We start from the raw sequence: 22,018 nt of genomic DNA, 5'->3' as shown, positions 1-22,018 counted from the left end.
ACGGGGACAGCTGAAGTTGGACAGAAGCTTGCAGGCACGTTCCTGCCGGTGGACTTCGGCGCCGGCCAAATTACGGTTGGCGTCGCGGAACACGCAAGCGCCGTTCCACGGCAGCAGGCAGGCGGGACAAGGACAGACATGGCCGGACTGACGACGCATATCCTCGACACCCATGGCGGCGTACCGGCGGCGAACGTCGCGATCACGCTGCGCCGCGTTGGTGACGGCGCGCCCGAGACGCTGGTCGAGACCGTCACCAATGCCGACGGTCGCACCGAGAAGCCGTTGCTGACGCCCGAGGCGACGAGGCCCGGCGTCTACGAGATCGACTTCGCCATCGGCGCATATTTCCGCAGCCGGGGCGTCGCGCTGGCGGAGCCCGCCTTCCTGGAGATCGTCACGGTGCGCTTCGGAATTTCCGACACCGCGCGGCACTACCATGTGCCGCTGCTCGCCTCGCCTTTCGGCTACACCACCTATCGCGGCAGTTGAGGGCCGGCCTTGGCCCTCGCCCGCCATCACAGACACCGCATTTCCATTTTGCGCCAACACGTTACCATTTCGACCTGAATCAATCTGCGAGCGCCGCACGCCATGACCGACACTGTTTATCCGCGCGATCTCAAGGGCTATGGCCGCACGCCGCCTCATCCGCACTGGCCCGGCGAAGCCCGGGTCGCGGTCCAGTTCGTGGTCAACTACGAGGAAGGCGGCGAGAACAACATCCTACACGGCGACGCCGCCTCCGAGGCCTTCCTCTCCGAGATCGTCGGCGCCGCGCCCTGGCCCGGCCAGCGCCACATGAACATGGAATCGATCTACGAGTATGGCTCTCGCGCCGGCTATTGGCGGCTCTGGCGGATGTTCACCGAGCGCAACATGCCGGTCACGGTCTTCGCCGTGGCGAGCGCCCTTGCCCGCTATCCCGAGATCGTCGGCTCGATGCAGGAAGCCGGTTGGGAAATCGCCACCCATGGCCTGAAATGGATCGACTATCGTGACGCGCCGAAGGAGCGCGAGCGCGCCGATATACTGGAGGCCATCCGCATCCAGACCGAGCTCGCCGGCGAACGTCCCCTCGGCTGCTACCAGGGTCGCACCTCCGAGAACACGATTCCCCTGACCATGGAGGAGGGCGGCTTCCTCTACACGGCGGACGTCTATGCCGACGAACTGCCCTATTGGCTGAGCGGTCCCAGGGGGCCGCAGCTCGCCGTGCCTTACACGCTCGACGCCAACGACATGCGCTTCGCGACGCCGCAGGGCTTCAACAGCGGCGACCAGTTCTTCGCCTATCTGAAGGACTCGTTCGACACGCTCTATGCCGAGGGCGCGACAGCTCCGAAGATGATGTCGATAGGCCTGCATTGCCGGCTCGTCGGCCGGCCCGGCCGCGCAGCGGCACTGGCGCGGTTCCTAGACTACGTGAAAGGCCATGAAGCGGTCTGGGTGGCGACGCGGCTCGACATCGCCAGGCACTGGATCCGACACCACCCCCCGGTCGGCGGTTATCGCCCTTCCGCGGTTCCGAAAGCGCTCTTCATCGAGGTCTTCGGCCGCATCTGGGAGAACGCGCCCTGGGTCGCCGAAGCGACCTGGGAAGCCGGCATCACCGCGGAGCACGACGATCCCGCCACGCTGCATGCGGCGATGGTCAAGGTCCTGCGCGCCAATTCGCCCGAGCGCCTGAAGGCCCTGCTGCACGGCCACCCCGACCTCGCCGGCAAGCTCGCCGCCGCAGGCGAGATGACGGCGGAATCGATCGGCGAACAGGCCTCGGCCGGGCTCGACCGGCTGACCAGCGACGAACGCGTCCGCTTCACCGCGCTGAACGAGGCCTACAAGGCGCGCTTCGGCATCCCCTTCATCATGGCGGTGGCCGGCGCGAACAAGGACGCGATCCTCGCGGCCTTCGAGACGCGCTTGAAGAGCACGCCGGAGGCGGAGTTCGAAACGGCGCTCGGGCAGGTCGAGAAGATATCGCTGCTGCGCCTGAAGGAGATCATGCGCGATTGAGGGCGTCATGCTCGGCTCGAGCCCGAGCAAGTCGATGCGCCCTACAGCCCGCTGACCAGATGCCCTCCGTCGACGGCGACCACGGCGCCACTCATGAAGCGCGAGGCATCGGCGCAGAGCAGCAGGAACGGCCCGTCGAGATCGGACAGCTCCGCCGCGCGTCGCATCGGCACGCGGCGGATCAGCGCCTGGCCCGCCTCCGTCGCGAAGAAATCGCGGTTGAGATCGGTGATCACATAGCCCGGCGCCAGGGCATTGACCCTGACCTTGTGGCGCGCCCATTCCAGCGCCAGCGCCTTGGTCATCTGGATCAGCCCGGCCTTGGCAATGGCATAGGGAGCGACCGAGGCCGCAACACGCTCGCCGAGGATCGACGCGATGTTGACGATCGCTCCTCCTTCCGCCTGCGTCGCCATGATCTTCGCCGCCGCCTGGGCCGCGAAGAAGCAGCCTTTCAGGTTGACGTCGAGATGGGCGTCCCACTGCGCTTCGGTGAGGTCGAGTGCGCGCGCGGTATCGGCGACGCCGGCATTGTTGACGAGCACGTCGAGCCCGCCAAGGGCGGCACGGGCCTCCTCCAGGCCAGCCGAGGTCGCTTCAACGGAGGCGACGTCCAGCACCACGGGCACCACCTTGCCCGGCAGGTCAGCACAGGCCTCGGCGAGTGCGACCAGGCGCTCGCGCCGCCGCGCCGCAGCCGCGACATGCGCCCCCTGCCCCGCGAGCAGCCGGACGAAATGTGCCCCCAACCCCGATGACGCGCCGGTGACCAGCACGCGCTTGCCCTTCAGATCCTCGAACATGCAGCCCTCATTTGCTCCCGCCGCAAGGGACACCGGAGCGCCGGGCGGGTCAACCAAGCGGCAGTTCCCCGCCTGGCATCCGGCCGGGAACCGGCCGCGAGCCCTCCGCGTTTCCTGCCAGGCGAGCAAGGGAGGGATAGATGCGCATCCTGCTGATCATCGCGGTCATCGCGATCGGCTATGACGCCGTGGTCCACCAGGGCCACTACACACGCAGCATCTGGACGAGTGTCGTCGGCCTCACCGATTCAGCGGTGACCAGCGCCAAGCAGATCGGCCAGAGTGCGCGCGAGGAAATGGGCAGCACGAAGCAATAGCGGCGCCCGGCACTTTCAGCTCCGAGCGCGAGGCAGCGCCGACAGTTCGTTCCGCGCTCACGCCGCCGCACGCGCCTCGACGATACCCGCGATCGCCTCGAGCATGCGGGTGTCGTCTCCAGCCAAACCTTCCATCGCGGCCATACGCTGGATCACCGTGCCTGCGACCGCTTCCTCGACCGTATCCTCGGCATAGGCATAGAAGATCGTCGCGTGCTGGCCGTCGCGATGGCAGCGCCCCTCGATCTGCTGGAGCTGGATCGCGCTGTGGCGCATGTCGTGGATCACGAGCGATCGCTCGCGCTCGCCGCCCGCCATCTCGCCGCGATGCAGCGAAATGGATTCGGTGACCGTGAAGATCACGGCGTCGAGCTGGCCGGTCTGGAAGGCGATGCGCGTCTCCTCATTGACCGCCCCAGAGCGCTCGCCATTGATCTCGCCTACGCGCCAGCCGTGCCCGCGCAACGCCTCGGCCAGCATCGCGCTGGTCTCGAGGAAGGCGACGGAGATCGCGACCTGTTCGTCATTTCCCAGCAGATCGTCGCAGAAATCGACCGTACCGGGAATCCGCAGCAGGCTCGCCTTCTGGCGGAAGCGCAGATCGGCCGCCCAGCCCTGCGGCTTGCGCGTCGAGCCTCCGGCGAGGCCGAGCTCCCTCCGGAACTCGCGCCACGTCGCGTCGTAGAGCTTGCGGGCGGCCGGATCGAGCGCGACCGGGGCGAGCTCGCGCTGGACTTCCGGCCAGCCGGCGATCTCCTCGGGGCGCCGGCGCAGACCGATCGCATGGGCGCCGCGATAGAGCAGCTCCGACATGACCTTGCGATCCGCCTCGTTCGGCTCCCAGCTCCAGTTCTTCCAGCGTCCCTTGGCGCGGCCGATCTTCAATCGCTTCATCAAGACGCGAAAACCGTCGAGGTCCGCGGTCGGCATGCCTGCCGCCCGCGCCAGCAAGGGCCCGAGATAGGAGAGCTCATGCGGCGACTGGCCTGCCGTCGCGCTCATATAGATCGTGAAATCGGCAGCAGCCGCCATCTGCCGGCAGACGAGGCCCTGCTGCGAATTCGGATTGCGGATACGGTGCGCCTCGTCGATCACCAGCAGCGGCCAGACCCGCTTCGGCACGCCATGCTTGGCCAGCTCGTTGTTCTTCGCCCGGACCGAGCGCTTCTTCGAATCGGTCGGCGGTGCCAGCAGCGACTTGGTCTTCTCGAAATTCATGAGCGTGACGCGCTTCGCCGGCAGCCCGGAGAGCGCGATCGTGCGGCGCCATTGCGGGATCGCACCCTTGGGGCAGATCACAAGAATGTCCTGTTCCGGCATGGCGGCCAGCGCGAGCCAGGCCGACAGCGTCTTGCCGAGTCCGGTCAGGTCGCCAAGCAGGAAGCCCGGCGCCCCGGCCGCACGCGCGGCCAGGATAGCGTCACGCGCGACGAGCTGGTGCGCATGCGGCACCATGAAGCCGGGTCCGCCCGTCATCAGGCGCGTACCCCCTGCCCGACATATCCCGTGGCCGATCCGTGCATGGCCATGCCAGTATCAATGCCCGGCAGCATCGGCAACGATCGCCTCGATTCCGTTCGACCAAGAGATAGCGAGCTTCCATGACCCGCGCCCAAGCCATCGCGCACGCCCAGGACTATTTCGACACCGGCGCCTTCAAGCGCGATCTCGCGCGGCTCATCGCGATGCCGACCGAAAGCCAGAACCCCGATCGCGCACCGGTCCTGAGCGACTATCTCGAAAACGAGATGCGCCCGCTCTTCGAGGGCCTCGGCTTCGAATGTCGCATCCTCACCCATCCCAAGGCCAAGGGCCCCTTCCTCTTCGCCCAGCGCATCGAGGACGAGAAGCTGCCGACGATCTTCGGCTATGGCCATGGCGACGTCATCCGCGGCCTCGACTCGCAGTGGAGCGAAGGCCTCTCGCCCTGGACGCTGACCGAGCGCGGCGACCGGTGGTATGGCCGCGGCGTGGTCGACAACAAGGGCCAGCACGTCATCAACATCAACGCCTTGCGCGCCGTTCTTGAATCACGCGGGAAGCTCGGCTTCAACGCCAAGTACCTGATCGAAATGGGCGAGGAATCGGGTTCGCCCGGCCTGCGCGAGCTCTGCGCCGACGAGGCCGAGCTGTTCCGCTCCGACGTGCTGATCGCCTCGGACGGCCCGCGCCTCAATGCGGAGCGGCCGACCGTCTTCCTCGGCGCGCGCGGCGTCATCACCTTCGACCTGCAGATCGTGGCGCGCGAGGGCGGGCACCATTCCGGCAACTGGGGCGGCATCCTCTCGGATCCGGCGATCCAGCTCGCTCACGCCATCGCTTCGATCACCTCTCCCACCGGCCAGATCCGCATCCATGAATGGGTGCCCAAGGAATTGCCCCGCGCCGTGCGCGAGGCTGTCGCCGACTGCGTCATCGACGGCGGCCCCGATGGCCCGCAGATCGACCCGAACTGGGGCGAGCCCGGCCTGTCGCCGGCCGAACAGGTCTTCGGCTGGTGCTCCTTCGACGTGCTGGCGATGAAGTCGGGCGTGCCGGAGACGCCGGTCAACGCCGTGCCGCCGAGCGCCTGGGCGCGCGTCGCGCTACGCTTCGTCGTCGGCATCGATCCGAAGGACGTCGTGCCGGCGATGCGCCGCCATCTCGACCGCCACGGTTTCCCCATGGTCGAGATCATCATGCCCGGCGCCGAGCGCTTCGGCGCGACCCGCCTCGACCCCGAGGATCCCTGGGTGACCTTCGCGATCGATTCCATCGCCGCCAGCACCAAGAAGAAGCCGGCGCTGCTGCCCAATCTCGGCGGCTCGCTGCCGAACGACATCTTCGCCGAGATCCTCGGCCTGCGCACGATCTGGGTGCCCCATTCCTACCCCGGCTGCTCGCAGCACGCGCCAGATGAGCACCTGCCCGTCGCCATCGCCCGCGAGGCGCTCGGCCTGATGGCGGGTCTCTACTGGGATATCGGCTCCGGCAACGCCCCGCCGGTCTGATCCTTACTCCTGCGGCTGCCGCGGGCCACGATCCGGCGGCAGGTCGAAGGGTGTCGCCGGGGGTGCCTCCGGCGGCTTCTCGGGCGGCAGTTCCGGCGGCGGCTCGGTCGGGATGCCAGGCGGCTCATCGGCCGGCGGCGATTCGACCGGGGGCGCGGGCGGCACCTCTCCCGGAATCAGCGGCGGAGCCTCGGGCGGCGGCGTCGGAATTGCGGGCGTACCGGGATCGGCGGCATCGATGGTCACTGTCATCAGGCTCATCCTCTTTCGGGGACAACGCCTCGCCGTGCCGAAAGGTCCGCCGCTCCCACCCGCCGCACAAGCCAAGCCCAAACGACGACGCCGGCCCTGAGGCCGGCGTCGCATGCGTTGGAGCTGTGTGGTGCCCTACTTGAAGGTGGGGGGCGCGCTCAGATCGAGCCCTGGCAAACCGCCGCCCATTCCCGGGATCTGGATCGAGTCGAACTGCTTGTCGATCGACTTCTGATCGAGCTGCACCGCGGACGCCTTGTAGTGCATCACCATCGACGGGAAGATCACGACCAGTGCCACCATGATGCACTGGATCACCACGAAGGGCACGGCACCCCAGTAGATCTGGGCCGTGGTGACCGGCTCCATCATCTTGCCGGTGATCTTGTCACGATAGCTGTCCTTTGGCGCGACCGAGCGCAGGAAGAACAGCGCGAAGCCGAAGGGCGGGTGCATGAACGAGGTCTGCATGTTCACGCCAAGGATGACGCCGAACCAGATCAGGTCGATGCCGAGCTTGTCCGCGGCAGGCCCCAACAGCGGCACGATGATGAAGGCCAGCTCGAAGAAGTCGAGGAAGAAGGCGAGCAGGAACACCATCACGTTGACGACGATCAGGAAGCCCGTCGCGCCGCCCGGCAGCCCGACCAGCAGGTGCTCGACCCAGATATGGCCGTTGACGCCGTAGAAGGTCAGCGAGAACACGCGCGCGCCAACCAGGATGAACAGCACGAAGGCCGAGAGCTTGGCGGTCGATTCCGTCGCCTGCTTGAGCAGGTCGAAGGTCATGCGCTTCTTGCCATAGGCCAGCAGGATCGCGCCCGCCGCGCCCATCGCGCCGCCTTCGGTCGGCGTCGCCACGCCGATGAAGATCGTGCCCAGCACCAGGAAGATCAGCGCCAGCGGCGGCACCATCACGAACACAACCTGCTCGGCCATGCGCGAGAGCAAATTCAGCCCCAGCAGCTTGTTGGCTAGAGCAATGACGAAGGAGACACCGACGGCGATCGACATCGTCAGGATCACGAAGTCCGCGCCCGCCGTCACCTTGGTGAACAGCTTCATGTAGGCGTAGGCGAGGCCGAAAGCGATGATCGTGATGACCAGCAGCGAGAGCCGCCGTGTCTTGCCGTCGGCATCGCGCAGCGTCTGGGCTTCCGGCGGCAGGCCCGGAGCGCGCTTCGGATAGACAATGGTGATGAGGAAGACATAGCCGGCATAGAGCGCAGAGAGCACGAGGCCGGGAATGAACGCGCCTTCATACATGTCGCCGACAGAGCGGCCGAGCTGGTCGGCCAGCACGATCAGGACGAGCGAAGGCGGAATGATCTGCGCCAGCGTGCCCGAGGCCGCGATCACGCCCGACGCCAGGCGCCGGTCATAGCCATAGCGCAGCATGATCGGCAACGAGATCAGGCCCATCGAGATGACCGAGGCCGCGACGACGCCAGTCGTAGCGGCCAGCAGCGCGCCGACGAAGATGACGGCATAGGCGAGACCACCGCGGATCGGACCGAAAAGCTGGCCGATCGTATCGAGCAGGTCTTCCGCCATGCCCGAGCGCTCGAGGATGAGGCCCATGAAGGTGAAGAACGGGATCGCCAGCAGCACGTCGTTGTTCATCGTGCCGTAGATGCGTTCCGGCAGCGCCTGCAGGAAGTTTTCCTGGAACAGGCCAAGTTCGATGCCGACAAGCGCGAAGAGCAGGCCGTTGGCGGCCAGCGCGAAGGCGACGGGATAGCCGAGCAGCAGGAACACGACCAGCGCGGCGAACATCACCGGCGCCATATTGACGCGCAGGAAGTCGCCGAGGCCGGCGGCATGGGCATCGCCGGTATGGAGGCCGAAGAAGGCGACGAGCGAGAGCGCGAGCAGGAGGCCGGCAAGGCGCGGCAGGCGGGAAGCGGTCATGGCGGGTGTCCGAACGTCCTTGGCGTTGCTCACGAGGCGAGCCCCTGTTCCTTGGCCTGGTCGAGCAGGCGCTGGGCTTCGGCCTCGGCCGCGGCGGCATGACCCTTCAGGGTTTCCTCGTCCTCGAGGTCGCCGCGCATGATCGCGATCTGCTTGATGATCTCGGAAACGCCCTGAAAGGCGAGCATCACGAAGCCGATGACGACCAGCCCCTTGGCCGGCCATTGCGGCAGGCCGCCAGCGGAGAGCGACTGCTCGTTGATGGCGTAGGAGCGCAGGAAGAACGGCCATGAATGGTAGACCATCAGCAAGCAGAACGGCATCAGGAACAGCGTGTGGCCGATCAGGTCGATCCATTGCTGGACCTTCTTGGGCAGCGCACTGTTCACGATATCGATGCGGATATGCTCCTTCACCTTCAGCGTCCAGGACGCGCACAGCAGGAACACCGCACCGAACAGCATCCACTGCAGCTCAAGCCAGGCATTCGACGAGACGTTGAAGACCTTGCGGATGATGGCGTTGACCGTCGCGACGATGACAGCCAGCAGGATGAGCCAGGCCGCTTTCCTGCCGATCTGGGTGTTCACCGTGTCGATGACACTGCTGAGCCGGAGTAGTCCCTTCACTTCGGTGCTCCCAAATACGTGCGCGCCCGCTTTCGACGCGGGGCTGTTGCGCGTTTCGGTTATAGGAAGGCTATGGCCGGCACAAGCCGGCAAGCATCTCATCCATTCGGCCACCTGCCGCGCTTGTCGGCAGCGCAAATGGCCTCAAGCCGCGAACTGCGACGGTCGCGAGCGCGTGCTCGAAGAGATGATCGCTACGGGCGGTCATGGCGCGGCAATGCGGGCAGCCAGAGGCCGGAAACACGACACCCCGAATGGGGCGCCATCCGAAGCCAGACTCTTCAACGATGTCCGCAAGGAAGGGTCGTGGTGGGTGATGTAGGGCTCGAACCTACGACCCGCTGATTAAGAGTCAGCTGCTCTACCAACTGAGCTAATCACCCATACGCCACGAAGCGCCGCCGGTCAGCGGCGTCGGCCGCGTCAGGCAGGCGGCGATGTAGCAAAGCGACCCGGGCCTGTCCACCCACCTGTGACAGAAATATGTGAGGCCCGCCGAAAACATTTTCGGCGGGCCTGATTTGGTCAGGCCGTCTTGCGGTTCAGCAGGTGATAAAGCGCAATGGCGCCGAAGGTCGCGGTGCCGATGCCGCCGAGCTCGAAGCCGAAGATCGGCAGCTTGAGGTCGCCCGCGCCGAGAATCAGCGCCGTCGCAACCGTCAGAAGATTCTTCGGCTCGGAGAAATCGACCTTGTTCTCGACCCAGATTCGCCCGGCAGTCGCAGCGATCAGCCCGAACACGACGACGGCGAGACCGCCCAGCACGGCCACGGGAATCGTGCCGATCACCGCGCCGAACTTCGGCGAGAAGCCGAGCACCAACGCGATGAGGCCGGCCGCGACGAAAACCAGCGTCGAATAGACGCGGGTCACCGCCATCACGCCCATGTTCTCCGCATAGGTGGTGACGCCCGTGCCACCGCCCGAGCCCGCAATCATGGTGGCGACACCGTCGGCGATGAAGCCGCGCCCGATCAGATGGTCGAGATTGCGCCCGGTCATCACGGCAATGCCCTTGATGTGCCCGAGATTCTCCGCGACCAGGATGATCGCAACCGGGGCGATCAGGGCCATCGCCTTGGCATCGAAGACCGGGGCAACGAAGTTCGGCAGCCCGAACCAGGCGGCCGCGCCGATGCGCCCGAAATCGACCGGCGGCGCGCCGAAGCTCGAAGCCGTCGCGGCATAGACGATGTAGGCCGCAAGCCCGCCGATCAGCACCGGCAGCCGCTGGGCAAGCCCGCGGCCATAGACGGCGACGAGGGCCACGGCGATGACCGTGAACAGCGCGATCCATTTGGTGTAGGCGCTGGCCGAGATCATGTTCATCGCGACGGCGGTGAGGTTGAGACCGATCGCGGCCACGACCGCGCCGGTCACCACCGGCGGCAGCAGCTTCTCGATCCAGGCCGTGCCGACCGCCTGCACGAGCAGGCCGATCGCCGCATAGAGGGCGCCGCAGGCGATGATGCCGCCGAGGGCGATACCGATATTGGCGTTGGGGCCGGAGCCGGCATAGCCGGTCGCCGCGATCACGACGCCGATGAAGGCGAAGGACGAGCCGAGATAGCTCGGCAACTGCCCGCGCGTGATGACGAAGAACAGCAGCGTCGCGACGCCGGAGAAGAAGATCGCCACATTGGGGTCGAACCCCATCAGGATCGGCGCTAGTGCGGTCGCGCCGAACATGGCGACGACATGCTGCAGCCCGGCGATGAAGGTCTGCGCGACGGGAAGCCGCTCATCCGGCATCACCGCGCCGGAAGTCTTCAAGGTCCAGTTTGGAAAATAGCCCGCCATCGCCGGTCGCTCCCCGCATGCCCGTGGCGGCCGGACGGCCGCCGCTCTGCGGAGAGGATGAAGGCAAGTTCGGAAGCCGCGCCAGATGATGGCGCGGTCATCCACTGGAATCAGGGGGCATTCGCGTCATTCTCGGGCGGAGCGAAGCGCAGACCCGAGAATCTCGACCAGGAGATGCTCTGGGCAAGCCCGAGCATGACGTGGTCGTCCGCGCTACTCCGCCGCGGCTTGCGCGTGCAGGCGGACGCCCTTGGCCATCAGCTTGTTCAGCGCGACCAGATAGGCCTTGGCCGAGGAGACCAGCGTATCCGGATCGGCGCCGCGGCCGGTGACCGAGAAGCCCTCATGCGTCAGCCGCACGGTGACCTCGGCCTGCGCATCGGTGCCTTCGGTAACCGCATGGACGTCATAGAGCTCCAGCGTCGCCTCATGCGGCACGATCGTCTTGATCGCGTTGAAGATGGCGTCGATCGGTCCGTTGCCTTCGACCTCCTCGGTGACCAGACGCCCCTCGACGTCCAGCCGCATGGTCGCGCGCTGCGGGCCGCGCGTGCCCGCGATCACCGTCAGCGAATCGAGCTTCACCCGGTCATGCGCGGTCGCGATGTTGTCGTCGACCAGCGCCTCGATGTCCTCATCATAGACATGCTTCTTGCGGTCGGCGAGCGCCTTGAAGCGAGTGAAGGCGTCTTCCAGCTGGTTGTCGCCCAGCTCGTAGCCCATTTCCTTCAGCTTGGAGCGGAAGGCGGCGCGGCCGGAATGCTTGCCCATCACCAGCGAGGTCTTGGTCACGCCGACCGAGGCCGGCGTCATGATCTCGTAGGTGGTGTTGTTCTTCAGCATGCCGTCCTGATGGATGCCGCTCTCATGGGCGAAGGCGTTCCGGCCGACGATCGCCTTGTTGTACTGCACCGGGAAGGAGCAGGCGTTCGAGACCGTCTTGGAGGCGCGCATCAGCATGGTCGCATCGATGCCGGTGTCATAGGGCATCACGTCGCCGCGCACCCGCAAAGCCATCACGACCTCTTCCAGCGCGGCGTTGCCGGCGCGCTCGCCGATGCCATTCAGCGTGCACTCGACTTGCCGCGCGCCGCCTTCGACGCCGGCCAGCGAGTTTGCGACCGCCAGGCCCAGATCGTTATGGCAATGCACCGAGAAGATCGCCTTGTCGGCATTGGGGACGCGCTCGCGCACCTGACGGAACATCGTCCGGTATTCGTCAGGCGTCGCGTAGCCGACCGTATCGGGCAGGTTGATCGTGGTCGCCCCTGCATTGATCGCTGCTTCCACGGCGCGGCACAGATACTCGATCGGCGTGCGCGTGGCGTCCATTGCCGACCATTCGACATCCTCGACCAGGTTGCGGGCCTGCGCGACGGTGCGGGTGATGATCTCCAGAACCTCTGCCTCGCTCTTGCGCATCTGGTGCTCCAGATGGATCGGAGAGGTCGAGACGAAGGTGTGGATGCGCGGCCGGCCGGCATGGCGCACGGCCTCGCCGGCGCGGGCGATGTCGGCGGTGATGGCGCGTGCCAGGCCTGCGATCGTCGAGCGCTTGCTGCGGCGCGCGATCTCGGACACCGCCTCGAAATCGCCGTCCGACGCGATCGGGAAGCCGGCCTCGATGATGTCGACGCCCATCGCGTCCAGCATCTCGGCGATCTCGAGCTTCTCCTCGAAGGTCATGGTCGCGCCGGGGCACTGCTCGCCATCGCGCAGCGTGGTGTCGAAGATCAGGACGCGGTCTTTTGCGGAGGAGCTGCCGGTGGCGTGGGCCCGGTTCGATTCGGTCATGGTCTTGTTCCTGAAAGCCTTGGCGCCGCTCTCGTCGGATGCAGGGCGCCTGATGTCTGGAAGGTCGTTCTCGTCACTCCCCTGAGCGCCCAGGCATGCATGCCCGGCCGGCCCTCAGGGGCGGCTAAGGAGAAGAAGGAGACCAAGGAGCGGGGTCGAGGAGGCGCGCATGCGGACCGTCCGCGCGGCGGCGCGGGCGTTCATCCGGACATGGGCGGCGGTCGAAACCACGGGCAATCCTTTACGAGGCTCGTCACGATGTAACCGAAAGCGCCCCTGCCGCGCAAGCATATGTCCGCATGCGCCGGCGAATTATGAAGAGCGGCACAAAAATCCTATGCTGACGCCGGCGCGACTCAAGGCCCGGGAGTGCGCCCGCCCTTCCCTCCGGCCGCCGCCGGACCAGCCGCAATGATGCGTTACGACCGCCGGGCGATCATCCTCGCCGCCTGCTTCTCGGGCCTCGCGGGCTATATCGATGCGCTCGGCTTCATCGCGCTCGGCGGCTTCTTCGTGTCCTTCATGACCGGCAACACGACCCGGCTCGGCATCGAGCTCGCGGGCGGCCATGGCGGCGGCATCGCGCTGGCCGCCGGTATCCTCGCCCTTTTCGTCGGTGGGGTCGTGCTCGGCACCCTCGTCGGCCACGCCGCGGGGCGGCACCGGCCGCCAGCGGTGCTCGCCTTCGTGACGATTTGCCTCGTCGCCTCGGCGGGGCTCGACACCAGCGGCTTCACCATGGCCGCCGTCTGCCTGCTCGCAGTGGCGATGGGCTCCGAAAACGCCGTCTTCCAGCGCGACGGCGAGGTTACAATCGGTCTGACCTACATGACCGGGACGCTGGTGAAGATGGGGCAGCGCATCGCCGGCGCCATGCTCGGAGGCCCGCCGCTGGCCTTCCTGCGGCATTTCCTGCTCTGGCTCGGCCTGCTCTCGGGTGCCGTCGCGGGCGCAGCCGCTCACCGCCTGATCGGCCTCGACGCAATCTGGCTGGCAGCCAGCGCCTCATTTGCGATGACGATCGCAGCCGCCTTCCTCCTGCACGAAGGCTGACCAGTTACGATTTTCTCGAAATCGAGACTGGAACGCCCCTCCTCATAAGATTACCTTGCGTCATCACGACACTGTGCTCGGCCCTGCCCCGGGAGGCATGGTCACGACGAAGGGGGACGACGATGCGCCTGCCTGTCGCGACGACCTTGCTGATGCTCGCCCTGACCTCGCACTCGCCCGTCCCTGCGCAGGCACAGGCTTCGGGCGACGCCGTGCGGCGCGGCGAATATCTCGCCACCATCATGGACTGCGCGGGGTGTCACACGCCGGGCAAGTTTCTCGGCAAGCCGGATTTCAGCCGCGCCTTCGGTGGCTCGGAAGTCGGCTTCCGCATTCCGGGCCTGGGTATCTTCTATCCGCCCAATCTGACGCCGGATCGCGAGACCGGCCTCGGCAACTGGTCGCAGGCGGATATCGTCAAGGCGGTGCGCACCGGCGTACGGCCGGACGGGCGTATGCTTGCACCGGCGATGCCTTATGAGAACTACGGCAGGCTGACCGATGCCGACGCAGCTGCCCTCGCCGGCTATCTCAAGAGCCTGAAGCCGGTGAGAAACGCGGTGCCGACGCTCGTCGGCCCGAATGAGAAGCCGACCGCACCTTATTTCAACGTCGTCATGCCCTGAGGCGACGCGGTTTCGCGCTGCCCGAGAATCAGGCATCGTCCCGGCCATCTCGCCGCGGAGCACCCCGATGCCGATCTCTTCCCGCCTCCTGCCCCTGCTCGCGCTCGGCTGCGGACTTTCGCTTTCGGCCTGCCAGACTCCTTCGGGCAACACCCCGCCGGCCCCTCCCCCGGAGCAGGCAGCGACCGGCGTCACCCCCAATACCTTCCGCATGCCCACCGGCTCGGGCTGCGCCGGCGAGGTCGACCGCTTCCAGGCCGTGATCGACAACGATCTCGCCACCGGCCACACCACCAAGGGCGTGCACACGCGCGTTTCGTCGGAGATCGCGACCGCCCGCTCGACCTGCGCCGCCGGCAATGATGGCGGCGCGATTGGGCAGATCAGGGCGACCAAGGCGAGGTTCGGCTATCCCGGATAGTCACGTTACGTCATTCTCGGGCGACGCGAAGCGCAGACCCGAGAATCTCTCAGGAGATGCTCGGGTCGTGCCCGAGCATGACGCCGGTCGTCAGGCCGCCAGCCCCCGCTTCGCCAGCAGCGCATCCGGCGTCGGCAGGCGGCCGCGGAACAGCGTGTAGGCTTCGGCTGCATCGCGCGTATCGCCGGCAGAATAGATGTAGCGTTTGAGCTTGCTCGCCAGTTCCGGCGCGAACACGTCGCCGGCCTCCAGGAAGGCGTTGAACGCGTCGGCATCCATCACCTCGGACCAGAGATAGCTGTAATAGCCGGCCGAATAGCCGTCGCCCGAGAAGACATGGCTGAAATGCGGGGTGCGGTGGCGCATCGTGATCTCGGCGGGCATGCCGAGCCGCGAGAGCTCCGCCTTTTCGAACGCGAGCGGATCGATCTCGCCCGGCTCCTCCAATGAGTGGAAGGCGAGATCGACCAGGGCCGACGAGGTGTATTCGACCGTGGCGAAGCCCTGGTTGAATGTCTGTGCCCGCTTGATCTTCTCGATCAGCGCATCGGGAATCGGCTCGCCGGTCTCCGCGTGCAGACAATAGGCCTTCATGACCTCGGGTGTCAGGAACCAGTGCTCGTAGAGCTGCGAGGGCAGTTCGACGAAGTCACGCGAGACCGAGGTGCCGGCGAGCGAGCCATAGGTCACGTCCGAGAGCAGCCCGTGCAGGGCATGGCCGAACTCGTGGAACAGCGTGCGCGCATCGTCGATCGATAGCAGCGCCGGCTTGCCCTCGGCCGGCTTGGCGAAGTTGCAGACATTGACGATGATCGGGCGGACCTCGCCTCCGAAGTTGCGCTGGCCGCGGAAAGCGCTCATCCAGGCTCCCGAACGCTTCGAGGCGCGCGCAAAGTAATCGCCGATAAACAGGCCGATATGCCGACCGCTCGCCGCCTCCTTCACTTCCCAGATGCGCGCATCCGGGTGATAGCCGGCGAGTTCCGGCTTGGCCTCGAAGGCGAGCCCGAACAGCTTGCCGGCGACGTCGAAGGCCGCTTGGATGACGCGGTCGAGCTGGAGATAGGGCTTGAGAACGGCCTCATCGAGCGCATAGGTCCGCTGCCGCACCTTCTCGGCATAGTGGCGCCAGTCCGACGGACGGATCGGCCCGTTCTCGCCCTCCGCCTGTGCCAGCGCGGCAAGGTCCTCTGCCTCCTGGGCGGCGCGGGCCTTGGCCGGGGTCCAGACCAGCTCAAGCAGGTCGCGCACGTTCTGCGGCGTCTTCGCCATCGTGTCGTCGAGCTTGAAATGCGCGAAGGTGGCGAAGCCCAAGAGCCTGGCCTTCTCGGCCCGCAGCGTCACCATCTCGGCAACGATAGCGCGGTTATCGCTCTCGTTGCCGTTCTCGCCGCGCTTGCTCCAGGCCACGAATGCCTCCTCGCGCAGGTCGCGGCGCGTCGAGAAGGTCAGGAAGGGCTCGATGATCGAGCGCGACAGCGTCACTGCATGCTTGCCGGGATGGCCGCGATCGGCCGCAGCGCGCGCCATTGCCGCCAGCAGGAAGGCCGGCAGGCCGGCCAAGCCCGCCTCGTCCTCGATGATCAGGGCATAGGAGGACTCGTCCTTCAGCACGTTCTGGCTGAACTGCGTGCCGAGGCCGGCGAGACGCTCGTTGATCGCAGCCAGCCTCGCCTTGTCCTCGGCGCCCAATTGCGCGCCCGAGCGGACGAAGCCGCGATGGGTGCGCTCCAGGAGCCGAGCCTGCTCGGCATCGAGCCCGAGCCCGTCACGCTGCGCAAAGACCGCATCGACGCGCTTGAACAGCGCCTCGTCCATCATGATCGCCGACCAGTGCCGCGAGGTGATCGGCGACATCTCGCGCTCGATCGCCTGCAGCGCCTCGTTCGTGTCGGCACCGGTCAGGTTGTAGAAGACGCCGCCGACGCGGGACATGGCCCGGCCGGCCCGCTCGAGCGCCTCGATCGTGTTGGCGAAATCGGGAGCCACCGGATCGGCCGTGATCGCCGCAATCTCGTCCTTGTGCTTGGCGAGCGCAGCGTCGAAGGCGGGTCGGATGTGCTCCGGCTGGATCGCCGCGAAGGGCGGCAATCCGAACGGCGTTTCCCAGCGCGCGGCGAAGGGGTTTTCCGACGGGAGAGGCAACGCTTCCGGATGGACGGTTTCGGCAGGGGTCATCGGATTGCTTTCGAAAGGCAGGCGGGGTCAGTCGCCAGCGAAGATATGCGCGAGATAGCGCCGCATGAAGGGCGGCATGTCGAGTGACGTCGTCTCGGCGAGACTGCGCACGATCACAATGTCGGAGAGCTCTTCTTCCTCGAGATCGCGCATGCGTTCGAGCATCAGCGCCCGCGCGTCCGCGGCCGGCAGATCGATCGCGACCTCCCGCATGAAGGCGATGCGCCCCTCCTCGATCACCGCGGTCCACGCCTCGCCCACGGCGAGTTCGTCGAGACGCAGGCCCGTCTCCTCGCCCAGCTCGCGGATGACGCTGCCGGCGAGGTCGAGCGTGCCGTCGGGACGGACATCCTCGCGATCAGGCGTGCCGGCCGCGAAATAGACCTTGCCGGCATTGGCGGTGTGATCGCCCATCTTGCCGCACAGAAAGGCGCCGTCATTGGCCCGCAGTGCAGCCATGGCGAAGCCGTTGCGGATAACGGGCCCCGGGTGGCCGCGATCGCGCCAGGTCATGAAGGCGGCGTAGTCGGTCTCGAAATACCCGGCCTCGAACACGCCGCCGCGGATCGCGGCACGGTGCTGCAACATCACCCTGCCGTTGAACATCGCCGGCTTGCCGCTGCTGATATGCGCCCAGTGCCTTTCGATGTCCTCGCCGTTCTCGCGTGCAAAATGCCAGTCATAAGCCTCGACCTGCGCCTCGACGCGGGAAAGCTGGACGATCCTGCCGTTCTCGACGCCCGCGCTCACAGCAGCACGCCTTCGCTGACGACGACCGCCGATCCGCCGATCCGCGCCGACACCAGCGCGCCCTTGCGGACGCTCATCTCCAGCGTGATCTGAGACGGCCTGCCCATTTCATAGCCCTGCTCGACCGTGAAGCGGTGGTCACCGTCTCCGGGCTGCTCGAAGCGCATGATCACATCTGCGAAAGCGGCGACGGCGGATCCGGTCGCCGGATCCTCCCTCACACCCATGGCGGGAGCGAACATCCTGGCATGGAAGTCGTGGCCGGCATCGCGGACCTGCCGGCAATAGGCGAAGGCATTGGGCTGGTCGGCCGGCCTGATCGCCTGCGACCATAGTGTCGTGTCGAGGCGCACGCGCTCCAGCGCCTCGAGGCTCGATACCGGTACGAAGGTGAAGGGCACGCCCGCGGAGACCACGCTCGGCACGTGCCGGTCAAAGCCGATCTCGCGGCGGTCGAGCCCGAGCGCTCCGGCGATCAGCGGCAGCCCGGCCGGCGGCTCCAGCTCCTGCGGCAGGCGCGGCAAGGTGAAGGTCGCATGGCCGGTCCGCGCACTCGCCACGGAGACGGCACAGGGCACCGGGCCGACCTGCTCCTCGAGCACGATCACGTCGGCGCCCCTGCCCTCCGCGCTATCGCGCAGGGCCAGCAGTACGGCGGCGCCGACGGTCGGATGCCCCGCAAAGGGCAGCTCTCGGCCGGGCGTGAAGATGCGCAGTGATGCGCGATGGCCGCGTTCCGCCGCCCCCGCCACGAACACCGTCTCGGAGAGATTGAACTCGCGCGTGATCGCCTGCATCGCGGCGGTATCGAGCCCCTCCGCGTCCAGCACGACCGCCAGCGGATTGCCGGCATGAGGCGTCGCGGTGAAGACGTCGAGGGTAACGAAGCGGCGGGCCATAAGGGTCATTCCTGCGGTATTGCGAGATCGATGGTGACCGGGCAGTGATCGGAGGCTTTCGGTCTGTCCCAGCCGACGCGCGGATAGCGGTCCGCACAGGTCGCAAGCCGCGCCATCGAGCGGTCGGCTTCACGCGGGTCTAGAGGCACGCGGTAAGGCAGCCCCCGGCGGATCATCTGCATCGTGGGTTTGGGATTGGCGGCCGCCAGAGCCGGCGACAGCAGGATATGGTCGAGCGGCATATGCGTCTCGACCAGGCGCTCGCGCTCCTCCGACCAGAACCGGCGGAAATGCGTCCAGCGCTCATGCTGGGGCAAGCTCTCCATCGGGTCGATGGCGAAATCGTCGAGCAGCGGCTCGATCCCGCTCTCACCCTCGTCGATCCGCTCCGCCAGCGGGCCAAGGCCGAAGCGATAGGCATTGAGATCGCCGAGGATGATCCAGTTCGCCTCGCGCCAGCCCTCGCCGAAGCGCTGCCTGACAAGATGCTTCACGGCCCGCGCCTCAGCGCGGCGTACCGGCAGTGTCGCCTGGCGCCCGTCGTCACGGCCATTGTTCATCGACTTGAGATGGCAGCCGAACAGCGTCAGTCCGCGGTCGCCGAGATCAAGGTCGATCTGCAGGCAGTCGCGCGCGAACACCAGGCCGCCGCGCGGGATCCCGAGCGTGGCGAGGTCATGATCGTAAACGCCGGCCTCGGCGAAGCTGAGATCCTTGTGAGATCGCACCGAGATCCGCTGCGGTGCCAGCAGGTCGCGGCGGGCGGCGAAGCCGATGTCGATGCTGCGGCGGTCATTGCCGTCGATCAGCGTGAAATGGCCGTAGCGATGGTCCGCGATGCGATGAACGTAGTTCGCGAAAAATGCCTGCAGGCTCGCCAGCGAGTCGACCTCCTGCAGCATCCACAGATCGGCCTGCGCCTCGGCGATCGCGAGCGCGGTCATCTGGCGCTTGTCGTCCTCGAGGGCAACGGCCAGGGACCGCTCGACGGCTTCCCGCTCGTCGTTTCGCGGAAAATGGAACAGCGACATCGCCGCGGAAGTGTCGCCCCGCTCGCCGGTCGCGAAGCGATGGCGCGTCAACAAGTTCTCGACATTGAAGGTGCCGACGCGCAGCCTCATCGCGCTTAGAGCTGCTCGGGCACGAACTGATGCGAAGGCGTGACGAATTCGTCCTGCGCCGCGACGGTCAGGATTTCACGCGAGCCCGCGTCCCTTGTCCGTCTCAGGAGGCCATAGATCGAGGCCGAGGCCTTGGCGAGCGCGGCCGCGGCCGAATCCTCCCGCATGTAATGCACGAAGAACAACGCTGCGATCGCGTCGCCGGCGCCGTTGACGTTGACGTCGAGCTTGGGCGTGCGGACGCGGAACGCCCCGCGCGCATCCGCCGCCATCAGGTCGATCGCATCGTCAGGAGTCTCGTCAGTCGAGAGCGACGTCACCAGCACGACCTTCGGCCCGGCATCGCGCAGCGTCTCGACGGCGCGATGCGCATCCGCGATCGTCCTGATCTCGATATCGGTGAGCAGTTCGAGCTCGAACTGGTTCGGCGTCACGATATCCGCCGCCGGAACCGCCTGCTCGCGCATGAATTCCGGGATACCCGGCCGCACGAAGACACCGCGCCCGACGTCGCCGATCACCGGATCGCAGCAATACAGCGCCTTCGGGTTGGCGGCGCGGACCCGCTCCACCGAATGCAGGATCGCATGGCCGATATCGGCCGAGCCCATATAGCCCGAGAGCACGCCGTCGCAGGAGGGCAGCACGCCACGCTCAGCGATACCCTCCATGACCTCCTCGATCATTCCCCCGTCGAAGACCCGACCCTTCCAGGCGCCGTATCCCGTATGATTCGAGAACTGCACCGTATGGATCGGCCAGACTTCGACCCCGAGGCGCTGCATCGGGAAGACGGCGGAGGCGTTGCCGACATGGCCATAGGCGACGTGCGACTGGATGGAGAGGATGTTCATGGGCGGCCATGCTTGCGGCGGGAAGGCAACGTCTAGCCGCTAGCCCTGCCCGATCGCAAATCGAAAGCGGATGGGTGCGACCAGCCGGCTCAGGACAGGCTGAGCCGCATGACGCTCGCCGTATCGGTGAACTGCGTCAGGCTACGCACCTTCCCATCCTCGAAGGTGATCATGTCGAAGGCCTCGAAATTCTGGGTCTTCCCGGTCGGCACGAAGGTGACGTCCGCGCGCCAGTGATGGGCGACCCGCTCCCCTTCGACGATCAGGCCGAGCATCTCGAACTTCGAGAAGGCGAAGGTTCCGATCAGCCCCGCCATGTGGGCGCGGACGGCATCGCAGCCGGTTTGCGGATTGCAGGCGGGCGCGACATCCGGCGCCCCCATCAAATGAAACCGGCACTCCGGATGGAAATAGGTCATGACCTTGTCGAGGTCGCCTTGCACCCGCGCCGCATAGGCGTCCTTGAGCAAGGTCTCGATCGCAGCGCGCTCGATCATCTCGGCTCTCCTTGGGCAGGTTTCCCTTTGGGAATAGACCGAGTTTGACCGAGCGGCTGCGAGAAGTCGAGATGCTAGGAGCCGGCTGCCGCCTTCTTGGCGAACGTATCGATGAAGGTCTTGCTCAGATCGACATTGGACGACGCCAGCTCGGGATCGAGCAGCTTGAGCGCGTCATACATGCTCTTCATCCCGTCGGGCGTTGAGATGCCGGTGCGTGAATAGCTCTCTTGCGAGTTCTTCACGGCCTGCAGGTAGAGCGGCTTGTCGCCGAGATGATATTCGGCCGGAACGAGCTCGGCGACATCCTCAGGCTTCGCGGTTTCGAGCCATTTCAGCGCCTTGACGAAGGCGTTGACCAGCTTCTGCGTAGTGACCGGGTTCTTCTCGGCGAAATCATTCTTGAGATAGAGCACCGCGGCCGGGTTCGAGCCGCCGAACAGCGCTTTGGTGCCGGCCTCGGTACGGGTGTCGATCACCGAGACGATATCGCCGTCCTGCTCCAGCTTCGAGGTCACCGGATCGAGATGGGAGATGATGTCGACCTGCTTCTGTTTGATCGCAGCGACTGCGCTCGCGCCGGCGCCGACGCCGATGATCGGCGCATCCGTCGCCTTCAGCCCGGCCTTGACCATGGCGTATTGCGCCGTCAGCGCGGTCGAGGAGCCCGGCGCGGTGACGCCGATCTTCAGCCCCTTGAAGTCCGCAGCCGACTTGACCTTGTCGGCGAGATCCTTGCGCACCGCGATGGTGATGCCGGGGAAGCGTCCGAGCTCGACCACGGCACGGATATCCTGGCCCTTGGCCTGCATGCGGATGGTGTGCTCATAGGCGCCCGTCACGATGTCGACAGACCCGCCGACCAGCGCCTGCAGGGACTTCGCGCCGCCGCCGAAGTCATTGATCTCGACATCCAGACCCTGATCCTTGAAGAAACCCTTCTTCTCGGCGACGGTAAGCGGGAGATAATAGAGCAGCTGCTTGCCGCCGACGCCGAGCGTCAGCTTGGGCTTCTCGGCATTCTGCGCGAGCGCGCCATGGGGCGCAAAGCCCAGCGAGGTGGAAAGCGCGAGCGCAGCAAGCGCCGCGCGGCGTGAAAGGATCATG

At 66.4% G+C, this 22,018-nt stretch carries 21 protein-coding genes and 1 tRNA gene; 7 read left to right on the top strand and 15 right to left on the bottom strand.

The features are described from left to right. Window positions 1–138: 138 nt before the first annotated feature. On the top strand, window positions 139–492 hold the full coding sequence (gene uraH, locus VGN82_RS24495; RefSeq protein WP_327529679.1) for a hydroxyisourate hydrolase: 354 nt from the start codon (window positions 139–141) through the stop codon (window positions 490–492). A gap of 102 nt (window positions 493–594) precedes the next feature. Beyond that, the gene (gene puuE, locus VGN82_RS24490) at window positions 595–2,016 is read left to right on the top strand and encodes an allantoinase PuuE (RefSeq protein ID WP_327529678.1); all 1,422 of its coding nucleotides are present in this window, start codon (window positions 595–597) and stop codon (window positions 2,014–2,016) included. A gap of 41 nt (window positions 2,017–2,057) precedes the next feature. On the opposite strand, the gene VGN82_RS24485 is transcribed toward puuE, so the two are convergent. Next, window positions 2,058–2,819, bottom strand: a complete 762-nt coding sequence (locus VGN82_RS24485; protein ID WP_327529677.1) for an SDR family NAD(P)-dependent oxidoreductase — start codon at window positions 2,817–2,819, stop codon at window positions 2,058–2,060. A gap of 140 nt (window positions 2,820–2,959) precedes the next feature. On the opposite strand from VGN82_RS24485, the gene VGN82_RS24480 reads away from it, so the two are divergent. Further along, window positions 2,960–3,136, top strand: a complete 177-nt coding sequence (locus tag VGN82_RS24480; protein ID WP_327529676.1) for a hypothetical protein — start codon at window positions 2,960–2,962, stop codon at window positions 3,134–3,136. A gap of 57 nt (window positions 3,137–3,193) precedes the next feature. On the opposite strand, the gene VGN82_RS24475 is transcribed toward VGN82_RS24480, so the two are convergent. Next, window positions 3,194–4,612, bottom strand: coding sequence for an SNF2-related protein (locus VGN82_RS24475; protein WP_327529675.1), 1,419 nt, complete (start codon window positions 4,610–4,612; stop codon window positions 3,194–3,196). Between the two features lie 125 nt (window positions 4,613–4,737). Between VGN82_RS24475 and VGN82_RS24470 the strand changes: the two genes are divergently transcribed. After that, window positions 4,738–6,126 (top strand): M20 family metallopeptidase, encoded by a 1,389-nt coding sequence (locus VGN82_RS24470; RefSeq protein ID WP_327529674.1) that lies wholly within the window; start codon window positions 4,738–4,740, stop codon window positions 6,124–6,126. 3 nt (window positions 6,127–6,129) lie between these two features. Here VGN82_RS24470 and VGN82_RS24465 read toward each other — a convergent pair whose 3' ends face one another. The 6 genes from VGN82_RS24465 to VGN82_RS24440 all read right to left on the bottom strand — a co-directional run bounded on the left by VGN82_RS24465 (window position 6,130) and on the right by VGN82_RS24440 (window position 12,512). Continuing rightward, complete coding sequence (locus VGN82_RS24465) at window positions 6,130–6,378, bottom strand: hypothetical protein (protein WP_327529673.1); 249 nt, start codon at window positions 6,376–6,378, stop codon at window positions 6,130–6,132. Between the two features lie 135 nt (window positions 6,379–6,513). Next, window positions 6,514–8,166, bottom strand: coding sequence for a TRAP transporter large permease (locus tag VGN82_RS24460; protein ID WP_327529951.1), 1,653 nt, complete (start codon window positions 8,164–8,166; stop codon window positions 6,514–6,516). A 152-nt stretch (window positions 8,167–8,318) separates the two neighbouring features. Next, window positions 8,319–8,918, bottom strand: a complete 600-nt coding sequence (locus VGN82_RS24455) for a TRAP transporter small permease subunit (RefSeq protein ID WP_327529672.1) — start codon at window positions 8,916–8,918, stop codon at window positions 8,319–8,321. Between the two features lie 307 nt (window positions 8,919–9,225). Continuing rightward, window positions 9,226–9,301 (bottom strand) — tRNA-Lys (locus tag VGN82_RS24450). Between the two features lie 142 nt (window positions 9,302–9,443). Next, a complete protein-coding gene (locus tag VGN82_RS24445) occupies window positions 9,444–10,718 on the bottom strand; it encodes a solute carrier family 23 protein (protein WP_327529671.1) in 1,275 nt (424 codons plus the stop codon). A gap of 213 nt (window positions 10,719–10,931) precedes the next feature. Continuing rightward, window positions 10,932–12,512, bottom strand: coding sequence for a 2-isopropylmalate synthase (locus VGN82_RS24440; protein WP_327529670.1), 1,581 nt, complete (start codon window positions 12,510–12,512; stop codon window positions 10,932–10,934). 411 nt (window positions 12,513–12,923) lie between these two features. Here VGN82_RS24440 and VGN82_RS24435 point away from each other — a divergent pair, with 411 nt between their 5' ends. The 3 genes from VGN82_RS24435 (at window position 12,924) to VGN82_RS24425 (ending at window position 14,612) form a co-directional block, all read left to right on the top strand. Then, the gene (locus VGN82_RS24435; RefSeq protein ID WP_327529669.1) at window positions 12,924–13,565 is read left to right on the top strand and encodes a YoaK family protein; all 642 of its coding nucleotides are present in this window, start codon (window positions 12,924–12,926) and stop codon (window positions 13,563–13,565) included. A 122-nt stretch (window positions 13,566–13,687) separates the two neighbouring features. Beyond that, window positions 13,688–14,191, top strand: coding sequence for a cytochrome c (locus tag VGN82_RS24430; protein WP_327529668.1), 504 nt, complete (start codon window positions 13,688–13,690; stop codon window positions 14,189–14,191). Between the two features lie 67 nt (window positions 14,192–14,258). Further along, the gene (locus VGN82_RS24425; RefSeq protein WP_327529667.1) at window positions 14,259–14,612 is read left to right on the top strand and encodes a hypothetical protein; all 354 of its coding nucleotides are present in this window, start codon (window positions 14,259–14,261) and stop codon (window positions 14,610–14,612) included. A 90-nt stretch (window positions 14,613–14,702) separates the two neighbouring features. Here VGN82_RS24425 and VGN82_RS24420 read toward each other — a convergent pair whose 3' ends face one another. From VGN82_RS24420 to VGN82_RS24390, 7 genes are all read right to left on the bottom strand, one after another. Continuing rightward, a complete protein-coding gene (locus VGN82_RS24420; RefSeq protein WP_327529666.1) occupies window positions 14,703–16,790 on the bottom strand; it encodes a M3 family metallopeptidase in 2,088 nt (695 codons plus the stop codon). A 27-nt stretch (window positions 16,791–16,817) separates the two neighbouring features. After that, window positions 16,818–17,540 (bottom strand): NUDIX hydrolase, encoded by a 723-nt coding sequence (locus tag VGN82_RS24415; RefSeq protein ID WP_327529665.1) that lies wholly within the window; start codon window positions 17,538–17,540, stop codon window positions 16,818–16,820. Then, entirely contained in the window at window positions 17,537–18,439 is a 903-nt protein-coding gene (locus VGN82_RS24410) for a PhzF family phenazine biosynthesis protein (protein WP_327529664.1), read from the bottom strand. Before VGN82_RS24410 ends, VGN82_RS24415 begins: the two co-directional genes overlap by 4 nt. A gap of 5 nt (window positions 18,440–18,444) precedes the next feature. Further along, window positions 18,445–19,560, bottom strand: coding sequence for an endonuclease/exonuclease/phosphatase family protein (locus VGN82_RS24405; protein WP_327529663.1), 1,116 nt, complete (start codon window positions 19,558–19,560; stop codon window positions 18,445–18,447). A 5-nt stretch (window positions 19,561–19,565) separates the two neighbouring features. After that, the gene (gene pdxY / locus VGN82_RS24400) at window positions 19,566–20,414 is read right to left on the bottom strand and encodes a pyridoxal kinase PdxY (RefSeq protein ID WP_327529662.1); all 849 of its coding nucleotides are present in this window, start codon (window positions 20,412–20,414) and stop codon (window positions 19,566–19,568) included. An 89-nt stretch (window positions 20,415–20,503) separates the two neighbouring features. Further along, a complete protein-coding gene (locus tag VGN82_RS24395; RefSeq protein ID WP_327529661.1) occupies window positions 20,504–20,911 on the bottom strand; it encodes a nuclear transport factor 2 family protein in 408 nt (135 codons plus the stop codon). A gap of 74 nt (window positions 20,912–20,985) precedes the next feature. Then, window positions 20,986–22,017: an ABC transporter substrate-binding protein gene (locus VGN82_RS24390; RefSeq protein WP_327529660.1), complete on the bottom strand. Its 1,032-nt coding sequence runs from the start codon at window positions 22,015–22,017 to the stop codon at window positions 20,986–20,988. Between the last annotated feature and the right edge of the window lies 1 nt (window position 22,018).

This window comes from Allobosea sp. (genome assembly GCF_035999205.1).
In the GTDB taxonomy this organism is placed as follows: Bacteria; Pseudomonadota; Alphaproteobacteria; order Rhizobiales; family Beijerinckiaceae; genus Allobosea.
The sequence above is the reverse complement of the archived record's forward strand: the minus strand, read 5'-3'. Positions and strand labels throughout refer to the sequence as shown.

Bases quoted from the DNA above. Each gene is read 5' to 3' on its own strand.
- VGN82_RS24390 (WP_327529660.1), bottom strand. From the start codon at position 22,017: ATGATCCTTTCACGCCGCGCGGCGCTTGCTGCGCTCGCGCTTTCCACC.
- VGN82_RS24435 (WP_327529669.1), top strand. From the start codon at position 12,924: ATGATGCGTTACGACCGCCGGGCGATCATCCTCGCCGCCTGCTTCTCG.
- VGN82_RS24445 (WP_327529671.1), bottom strand. From the start codon at position 10,718: ATGGCGGGCTATTTTCCAAACTGGACCTTGAAGACTTCCGGCGCGGTG.
- VGN82_RS24430 (WP_327529668.1), top strand. From the start codon at position 13,688: ATGCGCCTGCCTGTCGCGACGACCTTGCTGATGCTCGCCCTGACCTCG.
- VGN82_RS24480 (WP_327529676.1), top strand. From the start codon at position 2,960: ATGCGCATCCTGCTGATCATCGCGGTCATCGCGATCGGCTATGACGCC.
- VGN82_RS24405 (WP_327529663.1), bottom strand. From the start codon at position 19,560: ATGAGGCTGCGCGTCGGCACCTTCAATGTCGAGAACTTGTTGACGCGC.
- VGN82_RS24425 (WP_327529667.1), top strand. From the start codon at position 14,259: ATGCCGATCTCTTCCCGCCTCCTGCCCCTGCTCGCGCTCGGCTGCGGA.
- VGN82_RS24395 (WP_327529661.1), bottom strand. From the start codon at position 20,911: ATGATCGAGCGCGCTGCGATCGAGACCTTGCTCAAGGACGCCTATGCG.
- VGN82_RS24410 (WP_327529664.1), bottom strand. From the start codon at position 18,439: ATGGCCCGCCGCTTCGTTACCCTCGACGTCTTCACCGCGACGCCTCAT.
- pdxY (WP_327529662.1), bottom strand. From the start codon at position 20,414: ATGAACATCCTCTCCATCCAGTCGCACGTCGCCTATGGCCATGTCGGC.
- VGN82_RS24465 (WP_327529673.1), bottom strand. From the start codon at position 6,378: ATGACAGTGACCATCGATGCCGCCGATCCCGGTACGCCCGCAATTCCG.
- VGN82_RS24460 (WP_327529951.1), bottom strand. From the start codon at position 8,166: ATGGCGCCGGTGATGTTCGCCGCGCTGGTCGTGTTCCTGCTGCTCGGC.
- VGN82_RS24475 (WP_327529675.1), bottom strand. From the start codon at position 4,612: ATGACGGGCGGACCCGGCTTCATGGTGCCGCATGCGCACCAGCTCGTC.
- VGN82_RS24485 (WP_327529677.1), bottom strand. From the start codon at position 2,819: ATGTTCGAGGATCTGAAGGGCAAGCGCGTGCTGGTCACCGGCGCGTCA.
- VGN82_RS24440 (WP_327529670.1), bottom strand. From the start codon at position 12,512: ATGACCGAATCGAACCGGGCCCACGCCACCGGCAGCTCCTCCGCAAAA.
- VGN82_RS24420 (WP_327529666.1), bottom strand. From the start codon at position 16,790: ATGACCCCTGCCGAAACCGTCCATCCGGAAGCGTTGCCTCTCCCGTCG.
- uraH (WP_327529679.1), top strand. From the start codon at position 139: ATGGCCGGACTGACGACGCATATCCTCGACACCCATGGCGGCGTACCG.
- VGN82_RS24470 (WP_327529674.1), top strand. From the start codon at position 4,738: ATGACCCGCGCCCAAGCCATCGCGCACGCCCAGGACTATTTCGACACC.
- puuE (WP_327529678.1), top strand. From the start codon at position 595: ATGACCGACACTGTTTATCCGCGCGATCTCAAGGGCTATGGCCGCACG.